Origin of the sequence: Marinobacterium lutimaris (assembly GCF_900108065.1) — a bacterium.
Lineage (GTDB): Bacteria > Pseudomonadota > Gammaproteobacteria > Pseudomonadales > Balneatricaceae > Marinobacterium_D > Marinobacterium_D lutimaris.
In genome coordinates, this window is sequence record NZ_FNVQ01000005.1 from 406,666 (window position 1) to 421,427 (window position 14,762).

Sequence of the window (14,762 nt, forward strand, 5' to 3'; positions counted from 1 at the left end):
CATCTCTCTCGTTTACTGTTGCGCAGTCTCGGCTTCATCGCTCGGCGGTGGCAGGGTCAGCGGCCCTTTTTGACCGCAGCCGACCAGCAGCAGCGTTCCCAGCAACAATATTGGCCAGCAGCGTTTCATGACGACCTATCCTCACGCAGAACCGGCACAGCCGGTAAAATTCAAACCCCGGAGTATACCCCGATACAGGGGCCATTGAGTACCTCGCGACCAGTCCGGAAGCAGGAAAATACGCGGGATTTTCGGGGTGTTTCATGGCAGCCGAAGGCATATACTGCGCAGAAAACTTACCAGGCTGGAGAAACCGATGACTGAATCGGAATTTATGGTGCAGGTCGATGAAACGCTGCAGCAGATTGAGGAGATCCTCGACGAAGCGGAATCCGATCTGGATTACGAGAGCAACGGCGGCATGATGACCGTCAAATGCGAGAACGGCAGCCAGATTATCTTTACCCGTCAGCCACCGCTGAAGCAGCTCTGGCTGGCTCTGCCGGGCGGCGGTTACCATTTCGATTACGACCAGGACGCGGGTCAGTGGAAGCTCGACAGCGACGGCACCAGCCTGAATTCCATGCTCACCAAAGCCTTCGCCGAGCAGGCCGGCGAGCAGTTCGACTTCAGCGATATCTGAGCGGCCCGCCCTTTCCTCAGTGCCGTGTATCGAGGCGCTCGGCTATCAGCGCCTCGAGCCGGTCCAGCGCGCCCTGGTTCTGTTTCAGGAACGCCTCACCGGCACGGCCCGCGGCCCTCGCCTGATCCGGCTGATCCAGCCAGGTGCCAAGCTGAGCGGTCAGCCCCTTCTCATCGACCACCTGACTCATACCACCAGCGTCCTTTAACGCCTCACAGATCGCCGCGAAGTTGAAGGTATCCGGCCCCATGATAACTGGCAGGCCAAGCGCCGCGGGTTCAAGCGGGTTGTGTCCGCCGGTGCCGCTGAAACTGCCGCCGACAAAGGCGATATCCGCCGCTGCGTAGAGCATCATCAGCTCGCCCATGGTATCGCCAATATAAATATCGGTCTGGCTATCGGGCGTCTCACCGCTGGAGCGGGCACAGACATTGTGACTGAACTGACTTGCAAGCTCGGTCACACCGGCAAAGCGCTCCGGATGCCGCGGCACCAGCGCCAGCAGCAGATCTGGCTGACGCTCCTTGAGACTACGCCAGCAGCGTAACAGCAGTTCATCCTCTCCCTCATGAGTACTGGCGGCGATCACAACGGGCCGTTCTGCTCCCCAGAGTGTTCGCAACGCCCTGCCTGAGTCACGCAACGAGAGATCCGGCGAAATATCAAACTTGATGCTGCCGGTGACGCTGACTCGCTCCGGCGGCGCTCCAAGTTCGCGGAAGCGGCCAGCGTCCGCCTCATGCTGGGCGGCGATCAGGTTCAGCCGCTGCAACATGGGCCGGGTCAGCGCCGAAAAGCGACGATAGCCTCTTGCCGAGCGCTCTGACAGACGGGCATTCACCAGCATCACCGGTACACCTTTGCGGGCGCAGCCGGATACCAGGTTGGGCCAGAGTTCGGTTTCCACCACGATGCAGATTGCCGGCTTCACGCGGCGCAGAAAGGCACTCCAGGCCAGCGGCAGGTCCCAGGGGCAGAAGCGCTGTTCGACCCGATCGCCAAAGGCTTTCTCCACCTGGGCTGCTCCGGTGGGCGTCATATTGGTCATCAGGATGCGGTGACTGGGATAGCGCTTGAGCAGCCTTTCCACCATAGGCACCACCGCAAGGGTCTCACCCACGGAGACCGCATGAATCCAGATCACCGGCCCGCTAAGACGGTCTCCTAATCCCAGCCTTTGCGTCCAGTTTTTTCGATACCCTGGAGCTTTGCGCCCACGCCACCAAAGACGCGCCAGTAGCAGCGGTATCAGCAGGTAGAAAAGAAGGGTATAGAGTAAACGCATCGGCTGGCACACCACCAAAATTTGAGGCTGAAGTGTAACATGGTCGCTCAGGGCACAGGCGCTGGAATCAACGTGCCGGATCAGCCACAATGGGAACAAAAGCGTGCGTTATACGGACAGTCTATGCATCACATCGACTTTTCCGCACAGCTCCCGAGGAGTGAGCGACCCAGCGTCACCTGCGTTCTGCCAGCCTACAACGAGGCCGGCAGCCTGCGCCATCTCATCCCCGAATTAACCGAATACCTGAAAAAGTTCTCCGACCAGATAGAGCTGCTCGTCGTCGATGATGGCAGTCGGGATGACACCCTGGCGGTCGTGTCCGCCATGCTGGATCACTACCCTGTCACGCTGCTCCAGCTGTCGCGCAATTTTGGCAAAGAGGCCGCACTGAGTGCGGGTCTCGACCATGCAGACGGCGATGTTGTCCTGCTGATGGATTCTGATGGCCAGCACCCTTTCGAAGTAGTGGACCAGTTTTTCCACCACTGGCATGAAGGCTGGGACATGGTTTTTGGCGTGCACGAGAATCGCTCGGACGAGTCCCGCGCCAAACGCTACCTGACCAAACTGTTCTACAGCCTGCTCAGCCGCAGCGCCGAGATCGAAATGCAGCCGGATGCCGGCGACTTCCGGCTGCTGGACCGACGGGTGGTGCTTGCTCTGCGCCGTTTGCCGGAACGCTCACGAATGATGAAAGGGCTCTACTCCTGGGTGGGCTTTTCCAGCAAGGCGGTGCCGTTTCAGCCAATCGGACGGATCACCGGCAGTTCGCATTTTGGTCTGAGTAAACTCTCGGCTCTGGCGCTGACCGGTTTTACCAGTTTCAGTAACGCGCCGCTGCGAATGTGGATGCTGATTGGTGCTGCCACCTCGGTACTCTCGGTGCTTTACGCCCTGATCATCGTCATCCGCACACTGATTTTCGGCTCGGACATTCCCGGCTGGCCATCCATCGCAGCCGGCATCGCCTTCCTCGGCGGTATGCAGCTGTTTTCGGTCGGCATTCTCGGCGAATATATCGCGCGTATATTCTCCGAGGTGAAAGCCCGCCCGCTCTACCTGGTTAGCAACGAAATATCCTTCCGCAAACAGAGGCGGCCAGAGCAGCAACCTGCAGGGGAGGAAGCGAATGACGCGTGAAGCACTGAGCTTTATAGCCGTCGGCGTTTCCGCACTGCTGATGCATTGGCTGGTGGTGTTCCTGCTGGTGCCCCTGGCGCACCTGCATCCGCTGATCGCCAATGTGATCGCGTTTCTGCTGGCCTTCAACGTCAGTTACTTCGGTCATCGCCACCTAACCTTTCGTGCCCAGGAACTCTCTCACCGCCAGACCTTGCCACGCTTCGCCACCGTTGCCGCCACAAGTTTCTTGCTCAATGAAGCGATGTACTGGGCCCTGCTGAGCCTGACACCGCTGCGCTACGACGTGGCCCTGTTCATCGTGCTGGGCAGCGTTGCCGTACTGACCTACCTGCTGGGCAAATTCTGGGCGTTCGCATGAGCCGTACTGTAGTTATCTGCGCCGATGACTTCGGCATGTCGGAAGGGATTAACCAAGCGATACTGGAGCTGATCGATCTCGGCCGCCTGTCCGCTACCAGCTGTATGACCAATATGCTCTGCTGGACACGGGAGGCAGCTGAGCAGTTGCAGGCGCGACGGCATAAGGCCGCGCTGGGGCTGCACTTTAACCTGACCGAAGGCGTGCACGCCGTTCCGCTGGGAAAATTGATGCTGAAAAGCCTGGTCCGGCAGTTAGACCGACAGGCGCTGCTCAAACAATTCGATGAGCAGCTGGATAGTTTCGAGGAGCTGATCGGCTCGGCGCCGGATTTTGTCGATGGCCATCAACATATCCAGATGTTTCCGGTTATCCGCGAGCTGCTGCTAGATCGCTTGCAGCAGCGCTACGGCAAGCAGGCACCCTGGGTTCGCGCATCCACCCCCCGGCTTTCCGGCCACGATTCAGGCTTCAAGGCGATGGTGCTGCGGCTAATCGGGCTGGGTTTCGAGTCAGCCCGCCGCCGCTTCCACACCAAGGGAAGCGCAGCCTTTGCAGGCCTCTATTCACTGAGCCCAGAGGCGGATTTTGCCGGCATGATGCAGCTCTGGCTAAACACTGAGCCGGACGGGGTGCTGATAATGTGTCACCCGGGCAAAACTGGGGACGAATCCTCCCTAGCCCGTGCCCGGCGCAGGGAATATGAATGGCTTTCGAGTGATCTTTTTATAGAGGCTCTGCGCAATAGTGATCGCTCACTTCATACAGAACCTACCTTTTCCTGAAGCGATTAGTCCACACACTCTGTGTGCGGCAACCAGAGACGCCAGGATAGCGTCAGCGGCTCATGGTCGGGCAGACGCGGCCAAGGCACGCTGAACTGTCCCTCGGCATCCCAGTCGCCTAGTTCTGCCAGCGTTTTATCCCAGCGGGGGCGGTCGCCCTCCGCAATCTCGATCATCCCCTGCTCTGCGACCCACCGGACATCAGCCCAGGGCGCCAGCCTGAGATCGGACTCGGGCACCGCCGATACGCCAGGCAACTCCAGCGCTAGCAGCTCCGCCGGCCAGTACTGTCCGGCCACAAGCTGAAGCGGGCACTCCGTATGCTCTCCCCAGACTTGCGACAGAGTCTGCGCCAGGGCCTCATCGGGCCAACCGGTGCGGGAAGGCTTATCGCGGATCTGATCCTTAAAACCGACGAACAGCAGCATCAGCACAGTCAGCAGCAGCAGGAAACCACCAAAGGCCCATAGCAGCGGTCGCTGGCGCTGCCTTAGAACCTCGGCCGGGATCATCGACGCCAGCATCAGCCCGGACAGATTCCACATCGGCGTGCCCCACATATCCCGGGTACCCGCTCCGGTAATCATGGCGCCAATCACGGTAAGCAGTGCGGGAGCCAGCCCCATAAACAGGATAAACCCGGCGTTCGAATCGGGCTTTTGCCAATAGCTGCGCCGCCAGAAGCCGGCAACCAGCAGTAGAATAAACAGCGGTAAATGGTCGATCAGTTGTACCAGCAGGAAGCGTAACGCCCCCCAAGCGGACCAGCCCTGTTCAACAGCCCTGGCAGAGCGGCCCTCAAAATAGGAGAACGGCAGAAACTCATGCTGCATCAACCAGAACAGATGCGGCAGAAACAACAATACCATGGCCAGAACCCCAACCCACGGCTGGGGACGCAGCAGCTCCTTGCGCAGTTCCGGCCGCCAGAGCAGCCACAGGAACATCGCCGCCAGCAGCACCAGCGTCGAGTACTTGGTTAACAGGCCAAGTCCCGCCACCAGGCCCAGCAGCAGCCAGTCGCCATAGCGCCAGTCGGTAATAGCACGGTGGAACAGCAGCACTGCCGCTGCCCAGAGCGGCATCTGCGCGATGTTGTGATTGAACTCCATGCTGGGCCAGGTGAAGTAGTAAACGCCCATCAGCGCCAATACCCCAAAGGCTGACTGCTCGCAGCTCAATAGCCGGCAGCCAATCCGCCAGACACAGTACAATGTCAGAGCGATACAGAGCTGGCTGAGAATGAAGGGGCCCATGTCCCCTAAGGTGGAATAGAAGAGATGAAGTACCCAGGCCGGAAACGGCGGGTGCTTGTAATAGCCCCACTGCCATTCCCTTCCCCAGTAGGCCCCCTCAACAACGTCGAGAGGCAGGCTTTCGACCAATAGGCCAGGCAGTAGCCCCCAGATCAGCAGCTGCGCGAGGAGCAGATACACCACCCCCTTAAACGCGGCATTCTGCGGCACGGCTCAGGCCCCTCCGGCCTCCTGCTGAACGCGGAAGCTGGCATAGGCGCCCTCTTTTGCCAGCAACTCCTGGTGGGAGCCTTTTTCAATGATCTCGCCATCGTCCATGACAACAATCATGTCCGCTTTCTCAATTGTAGAAAGTCGGTGAGCGATCACTAACGTTGTACGACCTTTGACAACAGACTCCAGTGCCGCCTGGATATGCCGTTCAGACTCGGTATCGAGCGCCGATGTGGCCTCATCGAGTATCAGCAGCGGTGCATCCTTGAGAATGGCACGGGCAATCGCGATACGCTGACGCTGACCACCTGAGAGCATCACGCCATCTTCGCCGATCATCGTATCCAGTCCATTTTCCAGCCGGTCCAGAAACTCGGTGACATGAGCAGCTTCTGCTGCCGCCATGATCGCCTCACGACTGGCCCCGGCCATTGCCCCGTAGGCGATGTTATCGGCCAGAGTACCGTTGAACAGCACCACATGCTGGTTGACCAGGGCGATCTGTTCACGCAGGGAGAGCAACGAATAGTCGTTCAGGGAGACCCCATCGAGCAAAATATTGCCTTCCCAGCCATCATTGAAACGCGGCAGCATCGCCGCCAGGGTCGACTTGCCACTGCCGGAACGCCCCACCAGCGCCACCGTTGAGCCGGAGGGAATATCCAGGGAGATACCCTTCAACGCAGGTGTGTCCTGCCCTGGGTAAGTAAAACGCACCTGTTCAAAGCGAAGATCACCGCTAACACCCTTGGCGTTGCGCTCACCGGAGTCACGCTCGGCGGGCTGATCCATCACGTCAAAGATCGATTCTGCCGCAGCCACACCCTTCTGGATGATCGAGCTGATCTCGGTTAACTGGCGCAGCGGCTTGGTGATAAGCCCGGCCGCGGTCAAAAAGGCCACAAAACCGCCCGTGGTCATGGTGCCCATCACCGACGGATGCATGGCGATAAACAGCAGCCCCGCCAGAGCCATGGCGATAATGAACTGTACTATTGGCGTGTTCAGCGACTGGGTGACCACCATCTTCATCATCTGACGTCGATTATTGTCGCTGGCCTTGTGGAATCGCTGCCGCTCCTGCTGCGTTCCACCAAAGATTCGTACCACCTGGTAACCCTTGATCGACTCGGAAGCCGAGCTGGTGATATCTCCCACCGATTTCTGCAGACGACGGCTGAGCATCCGCATCCGCTTTGAAGCAATGGTGACGACAATGCCGATAAACGGCGCCGCCAGCACGAACACCAGGGTCAGTTTCCAGTTGAGATAGAGCAGGTATCCCATCAGGCCGACCACGGTCAGGCCCTCACGCAGACCGGTTTTGATGGCATTGGTGACCGCCCCTGTCACCTGCTCCACGTTATAGGTCAGCTTGGCCAGCAGCTCGCCGCTGGCGGTGCGCTGATAGTAACTGCTTGGCAGCGTCAGCATCCGGTCGAACAGGTCGGTGCGCAGGGCATGAACCACCTGACGCGCCACATGACTGATCGTATAGGTTCCGATGAAAGTGCCTATACCGCGCAGCGCGAAGATCACCAGCACGGTCAGAGCCAGCATACCGCGCTGATCGAGTTCCCCCGCCTGCACCGCATTGACCACCTGTTCCAGCCAGCGCGCGGACCAGGCCTGAGTCGCACCATAGATCGCGAAACCGATAAAACTGGCAACAAATGCTACCCAGTATGGCCGGGCATAGCCGAGCAGGCGCTTATACAACTGCCAGGTGCTATGAACGGCGCCCTCCTGATTCTGACTGCTCGTTTTACTACTCATAAGCCTCTCAATCGATACTCTCGGCAAGCGGGCAACATTATACACAGCTGGCACTGGCGGCGCTGTGAGGAGATCCGCCACGCCCGACCGGCCCCAAATCCCGAATCATTTGCCGCCTACAGGAGCGCGACTTAGAATAGCCGCGAACCCTGGGGACAGATTTCATGGCACGCGAAAAACGACAGAGATTCCAGAACAGGCCGTTCTGGCACCCAATCTTCTGGCCCAACTGGCTCAGCACCGGAGCACTGTGGGTACTTAACCGACTTCCCTATCGAGCCCAGCTGGGCCTTGGTAAGTTGCTTGGTCTCGCCCTTTTCCGACTGGTTCCTGCGCGACGCCAGGTTGTCGAGGTTAACGCAAGATTGTGCTTCCCGGAACTGACAGAGCAGGAACGGAAGCGTTTTGTACGTGACGTTTTTATCAATAACGGTATCGGTGTTTTCGAAACATCCATGGCCTGGTGGACGCCTCGCAGGCATTTTGAGAACAGGGTCGAGCTCAAAGGGCGCGAATACCTGGACCAGGCACTGGAGCAGGGCAAGGGTATACTCCTGCTGGGTGCGCATTTTTCGACGCTGGACCTCGGAGGACTGCTGTTCTCTGAGTTCTATCCCGTTGATGCCATGTATCGCAGGCACAACAACCCGCTGATGGAAGAGATTATCAAAAAAGGCCGTAGCCGCTACTTCGGTCAATCCATCGAGCGAGCTGACATCCGTTCGGTGATTCGCGCACTGCGTAAAAATCACATCATCTGGTATGCACCCGATCAGGACTTTGGCTCCAAGCAATCGGTGTTCGTGCCTTTCTTCGGTGTTAATGCCGCCACAATTACGGCGACGGCCCGTCTGGCCAAGCTCAACGGCTCACCGGTGATGATGCTGGCCCAGCATCGTCTGCCAGATGGTCGTTATGAGCTGGAGCTCTTTCCGCCCATCACGGGCTTCCCGACCGGCAACGAAGAAACCGACGCATCACTGGTCAACGCGGAGATTGAGCGCGCCATCCGCAAAGACCCGACACAGTACATGTGGGTACATCGACGCTTCAAAACCCAGCCTGATGGTAAAAACCGTCTCTACAGCCAGAAGCCATGACTGAATCAGCTAACAACCACGCCACGCCCGGACCTTTAAAGCCGTTTCTGAGAGGCGTGCTGCGCAAATCAGCCCTTATTCTGGCGCCTTTCGGCATAACCCGTAACGGAAGAGCACGCGTCCGGGAATTCTTCGACGACCGGATCATCAGCCTCTACCGGGACGATATAGAGTCGTTTATTCGCCGCTACCCGAAAGTCTGGAGCGAAGAGGAAACAATTCAGTACATCATCGACCACAAAGCAAGTATATGCAGGTATGGGGATGGTGAACTTAAACTGATTGTAGGTGAGCGTCACAAGTCATTTCAGGATGTGAATCCTGCGCTGAATAATCGGCTGCTTGAAGTATTGCACAGCGATGACCCCAACATACTGATCGGAGTTCACCCGGTAAGGAATTTTCACGCTCTGGGTAGAATCTGGCAAAAATTCATCATCCGTATAGGCGATGAAGTACTTGGCCTTTTGGATTTGCAACGCGAGTATCCCTCGATGGGAGCCTTCCGCGTATTGCCCAGGGATAGCAAAGAATCCCTCATAAAGCGTGTGCGGCTGATTAAAGAGATCTGGGAAGGCCGGAATGTGGTGCTGGTAACGGGAAAAAACAGTCGTTTCACATTCGAAGAAGAGCTCTTTAATAACGCGGCCTCTGTCGAGTTCTTTTACGCCCCGTCAAAAAACGCATTCGACCGCTATGAAGAGATACTGAGCGACATCCAGAAGAAGTACCCCAAAGAGAACTACCTGATACTCCCAGTACTAGGCCCTACCGCTACCATCCTGGCCTATGACCTGGCCAAAGCAGGATATCAGGCGATCGATTTTGGTCAGATGCCCGGCACCTTCAAAAAAGCCAAGCAGCACCTTTACGGCAACGAAGAGGCTAAAATCGAAGAGCTTTTAAGATAAAAGCTCTTCGAGAGACACACAAAGTCCAAGCCTGCCAAACTTTAAGCAAGTTTCTCTTTTGCTGACTGTGAGCTTTTGGCGAACAGAGGCTTAAAGAATATCCCTGAAAGCGCAAGCGGCATCCATATCAAAAGCCAAGAGATGTTTGGCCCACTGATAATATGATGTCTCATCGTCAGAAACATCACCATCGAACATAAAAATGGGCTCAGCCATACGGATTCAGATTTATAAAGGACCCAAGTCAGCCTTAGCATGAGAAGAAGAAATAGAACGGCCCCAATAATACCACCGTAGAAAAATTGGGAGAATATTAAATTGTGTAGCTGCGCTATTTTCACTTCCCCGACGTAAAGATTGAAGTCATAACTGTAACCACAGCCAGCCCATACATTACATTCTGATAATACTTTATTGTACGCATTTTCCCAGATAATAAGCCTCGGGTAATTATTGTGTTCGAATCTATCGACATTGAAATAGATAAATCCGCCCAAAATTACCAAGAATGCTGAAGCCATAATAACTGTTTTATATTGTTTTTTCTGAAAGAAAAGAACAAGCAATCCAGCTCCCAAGCCTAGATAAGCAGCTCGAGTCTGGAATGGCGCTATAATCAAGCAAGCCAATAGAAAAACCAGAACGCAAGAAATTGGTTTAAGGTTATTCACAGACATAAGGGAAAGCGCTGTAAATACCAATATACACGAAAGATAAATTTGCTCATGCAGACCCACAACGTCATCCAAGGCTATACGGGGAAAATCATTTACCCATGCCAAGAAACCATAGTTTTGCACGAAGAATAGTACTGACAACCCTGCTAGTGAAACTGACGATATCAATAAAGGAATCAGCAGAAAATTGAAAGGGAATTCACGTTCCTGATACAGATGCATCGCAAATACGAACAAATAAATAAATGCGACGTACTTAACCTGCTTCAAGAAAAACAAAAAGTCATTGCCCGACCAATATATACTTAAAAGAACGTATGCAAAGTACGCAAAAAGCCAACCAAGGTTTATTGAAAACTTTGGCTTATAGAAAAAAATGGCAACTAGCGCAGGTAAAAGAGTAAATACGTAAACTATATTTTGTTGAAGGCCAAGAATAACAAAAACTGACATAGACAGCGCGATGGACAAGAAAAATCCTGTTTCAAGATTATTCTTTCCCAATTTTTTCTCAGGATACATCATTAATAAAGTCACTTAATACTTCAAAGAAATTTTATTTGGATCTTCAAATACTAACAATCAATCGCCGCGTTCCCAGGCTTCGACCCAGCACTTGTTGATAGGTTTAAATTCTTTATTTTTCCATTCACCGACGCTCTCTAAAGATAAGTCACTACATTTAATATCCATGGCAGCTCTTTTCGATACCATGTGATCTACCAATGGTACCGTAAGGCTATTGTATTCAGTTTTGTCGGGTCGAATCACTATAGTTGGAAGACGCACATTAATCGCTTCGGAGATCATTGACGCACTGTCATGGGTTACGAAAACCTCACAGGCGCCAGTCAAACAATCGAAGACAGTTTTTCGATCACCATCACCCCAACAAACAAAGCATTCACAGGCATTTTTATCAATCTGGCTCTTCAATATTTTTTCGGCATCAATCCCCGTTCTGGGTGATGTCGAAACAACCCATTTAATGCCAGTAATATCGCTATAATTATTCACAAAGTTAGATATTTTTACCCAGTCATCACTTTGATAGTGGTAACCTTTAGCATCTCCTCCGAGAAGCAATAGCGCATACCTGGAACCCTGAAAAACCTCCGATCTTTCTCTGTACTCAGCATAAGACTTCTCCGTTGGCAACATATCGAGCATGACGGTTGCTGAAGCACAAGGGGTCGATGGAGTCGATATTAGTTCACCAAATCTTTCAGATTTAACTCTTTTTGGCGATCCAATATAAAATAATTTTGCTTTACTTCCTGCAGCAAGCAATAACGCAACATATTCAAAAGGAGGTGTTTTAAGAACGATCACATCCGAGTCATTCACTACAGGAATATGACCGCGCATCGCTATCCTTTTTAGAAATTTTGCGATATGACTATCTGCTCCGAATAGGCCAATAAGAAAAATAAAAAGCTCATAAAAAGGAAAAAACAACTTCGCTCGAGTTCTTAGATCAACCTTAAGAGCTGAAGTTTCATGCTCAGGAAAGATATGCTCAGCAACGCTACCGAGCTGCTTATTACTTCCATGATATTGAGAGCACAAATAGTAAGCTTTAGGAGTTATCATTTCACAATTCAATTACAAGAAAACTGTATTGATGTACCATACGAAACATCAGGCTTTCGTAGGATGATCATGAGCCAAACACATCGCCCCTTAAAGATCCTGCAACTACTTCCCGCCTTGGATTCAGGCGGTGTCGAACGCGGAACAGTCGAGTTCGCCCGCGAGCTGGTCAAACAGGGGCACGAATCTATCGTTATCTCCAATGGCGGTCGCCAGGTGGCCAACCTGGAAGCGGAGGGCTCCCGGCATATCAGCATGCCGGTGCATCGCAAGTCGCTGCGCTCGCTGGCACTGGTTCGTCCCATGCGCCGCCTGCTGGCCGAACTCAAACCCGATATTATTCATGTCCGTTCCCGCGCTCCCGCCTGGATCGCCTGGCTTGCCTGGCGCAAATTGCCTAAGGCTGATCGCCCGCGCCTGGTAAGTACCGTGCATGGAATGTACTCGGTGAATGCTTACAGCGCCATTATGACAAAAGCGGAACACATAATCGCTATTTCCGATTGTGTGCACGATTACATTACGCAGAATTACGGCATAGACCCCCGCCATATCACCCGAATCTATCGCGGTCTGGACCCTTCAGTGTTTAACGATGCTGTCGATCTCAGCCAGTGGCGGGAAAACCTGTTTCGGGAATACCCTCAATTCCAGGGTAAACGCCTGCTGTTGATGCCCGGACGCCTGTCACGCTGGAAGGGGCAGGAAGCCTTTCTCGATGTCATGCGGGATCTCTGCGCTCTGCGCGATGATTGCCACGGTGTAGTGGTCGGTGGCGCTGAGGATAACAAGCAGCACTATCTGCAGGAGCTGCTCGATAAGCGCAAAGAACTGGGGCTGGACGACAAAGTCACCTTCGTCGGCCACCGTTCCGATATCCAGGCGTTCTATTCACTGGCGGATATCACCTGCCACCTGTCCAACAAGGCGGAACCCTTTGGCCGCACCGTGCCTGAGGCACTGGCCTGTGGCTGCCCGGTCATCGCCTATGACCGTGGAGGCGCCGCCGAATCTCTGCACCAGGCATTCCCCGAGGGTCTGGTAGAGGCGGACAACCCCAAAGCCTTTGCCCAGCGCGCCCATGAACTTCTGGAGCGTGAGGCGATCGATATCCACCTGCCCGAAGAGTTCTACCTGCAGCACCAGGCCGACGCCACACTGGAAGTCTATCGCCGGCTGCTGGCCTCGCCGCCCGGCTGAGGCTGCCCCTCAATACCCGGATCGGCTACACTTCGCGCTACTGCATTTTTACCCCCGACTGGACGGATTCGCCATGCGAGTACTTCATATTGCCTACCAACAACTGCGTCGTTACGGCCACACCCGCGTCAGCTGGGCACAGAAGCTGACCTTCGGCCTGATCAAGAACGATCACCTGGTGCATGGATTCAGCGATCGTGACGTAGCGGCTTTTGAGGCCCCGCTGGGGATCCGCGACCTGGGCACAAAGAAGGCCAACAAGCGCCTGCTGGAAACCGTTGAGTCCTTCGAGCCGGATCTGGTGATCGCCGGCCACTGCGACATGATCAGCAACGAAACCCTGGCCGAGATCCGCAAAATCGCGCCTAACTGCGTCATCGCACACTGCAACAACGACCCGCTATTCGTGCCCTCTAACGTGGACCGCCTCAAGTACCGGGCCGAAGTCGCTGACGCCATTTTCGTATCCACCGGTCGTCGCGAACTGACCCAGTTCGAGGGCTCCCGGGCCCGGGTTTACCATATGCCCAACCCGGTTGAGCCCTCAGTGGAGAGCTTCGACAACTCGGTCAAAGCCGACTCGGAACTGCCGATCGACCTGATTTTCTGCAGTAACAGCCAGAACTTCACCAAGCGCCTGGAGATGATCGGGCGCATGAAGGAGCAGCTGGACCCGATCATGACGTTCAAGACCTTCGGCAGCTTCGGCGAAGCGCCGGTCTGGGGACGCGACTATGACCGCGCGCTGGAGAAGAGCAAGATGGGCCTGAACTTCAACCGTCAGGAAGGCGATTACTGGTACGCCTCGGCCCGCATGGCTCAGCTGGGCGGTAACGGAATCCTCCAGTTCACCCACTCGGCGAATAAATTCGATGAACTGTTCCCGGCCGAATCGATTGTCTATTTCGACGACGAAGCCTCGTTGATGGAGCGGATCCGTGAGTTCCAGGGCGATGACGCCAAGCGTCAGGCCTGGGCCTCGAAAGCACGTGAGTTTTTCCACCAGGAGATCAACTCAACCCTTTACGCCCAGTACATCGTCGAAGCCACCACCCAGACCCCGTTCAGCCACGACTACGTCTGGGCACGGGACATCAATCTGGATGGCAGCCTGAAATGACGCTCAAGCTACAAACAGAGCAGGCCTTTGCCCAGGGTGGCAACCGGCTCTGTTTCGAGTACCCGGGGGATCCATCGCGTTGCATCAAGGTACGCCGGCCTGACTTTACGCTGGCGGATCTGCGGCGCAAAAAAGGCTTCCCGAAAACCCTGCTGCCACTGAGTGCGTTTGACGATAACCAGGAAGAGTTCGATGTTATCTCCGGCCTCGCCAAACGCCAGGGCGAAGCGGTATTTGACGTGATCAGCCGCTGTTATGGCTTTGAAGAGAGCGATCTTGGACCGGGGCTGGTGCTGGAACTGGTGCGCGACGGAGATGGCCGCATCTCCCAGTCATTGAAAGCGCAGATCTGGTTTGAGGGCTACAGCGACGAATGCCGCGCCGCCGTTGAGGCCTTTTGCCAGCGCTGGCTGAAACTAAAAATTCCGTCCCGCGACCTGCTGCTACACAACATCCTGGTGCAGAAAGACAGCAACGGAAAAATAGAGCGACTGGTAGTGATCGATGGCCTCGGCAGCCCGAATATCATTCCGTTCAACTGGCTGCCCGGCACCCTGAAACATGCCAAGGTAGAACGCAAGGTGGCCAACCTGTATCAGCGTATAAACGACCTGCTGGCTAAAAAGGAACGCGGCGCTTCGCCCGGCAACCATGGCATGGCCACTGCTCATCATTCCGCGAACAACTGAGTTTTAAAGG

15 protein-coding genes are annotated in these 14,762 nt (G+C 55.0%); 9 read left to right on the forward strand and 6 right to left on the reverse strand.

Annotated features, from left to right (window positions below; all coding sequences use genetic code 11):
- Positions 1-12: 12 nt before the first annotated feature.
- Entirely contained in the window at positions 13-129 is a 117-nt protein-coding gene (gene lptM, locus C4S72_RS25675) for an LPS translocon maturation chaperone LptM (RefSeq protein ID WP_132285812.1), read from the reverse strand.
- A gap of 187 nt (positions 130-316) precedes the next feature.
- Between lptM and cyaY the strand changes: the two genes are divergently transcribed.
- Entirely contained in the window at positions 317-643 is a 327-nt protein-coding gene (gene cyaY / locus C4S72_RS21225) for an iron donor protein CyaY (protein ID WP_104005184.1), read from the forward strand.
- Between the two features lie 16 nt (positions 644-659).
- On the opposite strand, the gene waaA is transcribed toward cyaY, so the two are convergent.
- Positions 660-1,928, reverse strand: coding sequence for a lipid IV(A) 3-deoxy-D-manno-octulosonic acid transferase (gene waaA, locus C4S72_RS21230; protein WP_104005185.1), 1,269 nt, complete (start codon positions 1,926-1,928; stop codon positions 660-662).
- Positions 1,929-2,051: 123 nt separating this feature from the next.
- Here waaA and C4S72_RS21235 point away from each other — a divergent pair, with 123 nt between their 5' ends.
- From C4S72_RS21235 to C4S72_RS21245, 3 genes are read left to right on the forward strand one after another with little or no spacing between them, the layout of a single operon-like run.
- The gene (locus C4S72_RS21235; RefSeq protein WP_104005186.1) at positions 2,052-3,071 is read left to right on the forward strand and encodes a glycosyltransferase family 2 protein; all 1,020 of its coding nucleotides are present in this window, start codon (positions 2,052-2,054) and stop codon (positions 3,069-3,071) included.
- Positions 3,061-3,432, forward strand: coding sequence for a GtrA family protein (locus C4S72_RS21240; protein WP_104005187.1), 372 nt, complete (start codon positions 3,061-3,063; stop codon positions 3,430-3,432). The genes C4S72_RS21235 and C4S72_RS21240 overlap by 11 nt, the downstream gene beginning before the upstream one ends.
- A complete protein-coding gene (locus tag C4S72_RS21245; RefSeq protein WP_104005188.1) occupies positions 3,429-4,217 on the forward strand; it encodes a ChbG/HpnK family deacetylase in 789 nt (262 codons plus the stop codon). The genes C4S72_RS21240 and C4S72_RS21245 overlap by 4 nt, the downstream gene beginning before the upstream one ends.
- Before the next feature lie 5 nt (positions 4,218-4,222).
- Here the strand turns inward: C4S72_RS21245 and C4S72_RS21250 are convergent, their stop codons facing one another.
- Entirely contained in the window at positions 4,223-5,683 is a 1,461-nt protein-coding gene (locus tag C4S72_RS21250) for a glycosyltransferase family 39 protein (RefSeq protein ID WP_104005189.1), read from the reverse strand.
- A 3-nt stretch (positions 5,684-5,686) separates the two neighbouring features.
- Positions 5,687-7,462 carry a lipid A export permease/ATP-binding protein MsbA gene (msbA, locus tag C4S72_RS21255; RefSeq protein ID WP_104005190.1) on the reverse strand — a complete coding sequence of 592 codons (1,776 nt, stop codon included), beginning with the start codon at positions 7,460-7,462 and terminating at the stop codon, positions 5,687-5,689.
- Between the two features lie 164 nt (positions 7,463-7,626).
- Between msbA and lpxL the strand changes: the two genes are divergently transcribed.
- Positions 7,627-8,562 (forward strand): LpxL/LpxP family Kdo(2)-lipid IV(A) lauroyl/palmitoleoyl acyltransferase, encoded by a 936-nt coding sequence (gene lpxL / locus C4S72_RS21260; RefSeq protein WP_104005191.1) that lies wholly within the window; start codon positions 7,627-7,629, stop codon positions 8,560-8,562.
- Entirely contained in the window at positions 8,559-9,473 is a 915-nt protein-coding gene (locus C4S72_RS21265) for a GT-D fold domain-containing glycosyltransferase (RefSeq protein WP_104005192.1), read from the forward strand. Before lpxL ends, C4S72_RS21265 begins: the two co-directional genes overlap by 4 nt.
- Positions 9,474-9,514: 41 nt before the next feature.
- Here the strand turns inward: C4S72_RS21265 and C4S72_RS21270 are convergent, their stop codons facing one another.
- Both C4S72_RS21270 and C4S72_RS21275 read right to left on the reverse strand, forming a co-directional pair.
- A complete protein-coding gene (locus tag C4S72_RS21270; RefSeq protein ID WP_104005193.1) occupies positions 9,515-10,675 on the reverse strand; it encodes a hypothetical protein in 1,161 nt (386 codons plus the stop codon).
- Between the two features lie 57 nt (positions 10,676-10,732).
- A complete protein-coding gene (locus C4S72_RS21275; protein ID WP_104005194.1) occupies positions 10,733-11,743 on the reverse strand; it encodes an ELM1/GtrOC1 family putative glycosyltransferase in 1,011 nt (336 codons plus the stop codon).
- A 69-nt stretch (positions 11,744-11,812) separates the two neighbouring features.
- On the opposite strand from C4S72_RS21275, the gene C4S72_RS21280 reads away from it, so the two are divergent.
- The 3 genes from C4S72_RS21280 to C4S72_RS21290 all read left to right on the forward strand — a co-directional run bounded on the left by C4S72_RS21280 (position 11,813) and on the right by C4S72_RS21290 (position 14,752).
- Positions 11,813-12,943, forward strand: coding sequence for a glycosyltransferase family 4 protein (locus C4S72_RS21280; RefSeq protein ID WP_104005255.1), 1,131 nt, complete (start codon positions 11,813-11,815; stop codon positions 12,941-12,943).
- A gap of 73 nt (positions 12,944-13,016) precedes the next feature.
- Positions 13,017-14,063, forward strand: coding sequence for a glycosyltransferase family protein (locus tag C4S72_RS21285; protein WP_104005195.1), 1,047 nt, complete (start codon positions 13,017-13,019; stop codon positions 14,061-14,063).
- A complete protein-coding gene (locus tag C4S72_RS21290; protein ID WP_104005196.1) occupies positions 14,060-14,752 on the forward strand; it encodes a YrbL family protein in 693 nt (230 codons plus the stop codon). The genes C4S72_RS21285 and C4S72_RS21290 overlap by 4 nt, the downstream gene beginning before the upstream one ends.
- Positions 14,753-14,762: the final 10 nt, after the last annotated feature.

What these genes read in the sequence shown, in the direction of transcription:
- C4S72_RS21290 (WP_104005196.1), top strand. Translation starts at nt 14,060, where the DNA reads ATGACGCTCAAGCTACAAACAGAGCAGGCCTTTGCCCAGGGTGGCAAC.
- C4S72_RS21275 (WP_104005194.1), bottom strand. Translation starts at nt 11,743, where the DNA reads ATGATAACTCCTAAAGCTTACTATTTGTGCTCTCAATATCATGGAAGT.
- lptM (WP_132285812.1), bottom strand. Translation starts at nt 129, where the DNA reads ATGAAACGCTGCTGGCCAATATTGTTGCTGGGAACGCTGCTGCTGGTC.
- lpxL (WP_104005191.1), top strand. Translation starts at nt 7,627, where the DNA reads ATGGCACGCGAAAAACGACAGAGATTCCAGAACAGGCCGTTCTGGCAC.
- C4S72_RS21270 (WP_104005193.1), bottom strand. Translation starts at nt 10,675, where the DNA reads ATGATGTATCCTGAGAAAAAATTGGGAAAGAATAATCTTGAAACAGGA.
- cyaY (WP_104005184.1), top strand. Translation starts at nt 317, where the DNA reads ATGACTGAATCGGAATTTATGGTGCAGGTCGATGAAACGCTGCAGCAG.
- C4S72_RS21235 (WP_104005186.1), top strand. Translation starts at nt 2,052, where the DNA reads ATGCATCACATCGACTTTTCCGCACAGCTCCCGAGGAGTGAGCGACCC.
- C4S72_RS21265 (WP_104005192.1), top strand. Translation starts at nt 8,559, where the DNA reads ATGACTGAATCAGCTAACAACCACGCCACGCCCGGACCTTTAAAGCCG.
- C4S72_RS21285 (WP_104005195.1), top strand. Translation starts at nt 13,017, where the DNA reads ATGCGAGTACTTCATATTGCCTACCAACAACTGCGTCGTTACGGCCAC.
- waaA (WP_104005185.1), bottom strand. Translation starts at nt 1,928, where the DNA reads ATGCGTTTACTCTATACCCTTCTTTTCTACCTGCTGATACCGCTGCTA.
- C4S72_RS21280 (WP_104005255.1), top strand. Translation starts at nt 11,813, where the DNA reads ATGAGCCAAACACATCGCCCCTTAAAGATCCTGCAACTACTTCCCGCC.
- C4S72_RS21240 (WP_104005187.1), top strand. Translation starts at nt 3,061, where the DNA reads ATGACGCGTGAAGCACTGAGCTTTATAGCCGTCGGCGTTTCCGCACTG.
- msbA (WP_104005190.1), bottom strand. Translation starts at nt 7,462, where the DNA reads ATGAGTAGTAAAACGAGCAGTCAGAATCAGGAGGGCGCCGTTCATAGC.
- C4S72_RS21245 (WP_104005188.1), top strand. Translation starts at nt 3,429, where the DNA reads ATGAGCCGTACTGTAGTTATCTGCGCCGATGACTTCGGCATGTCGGAA.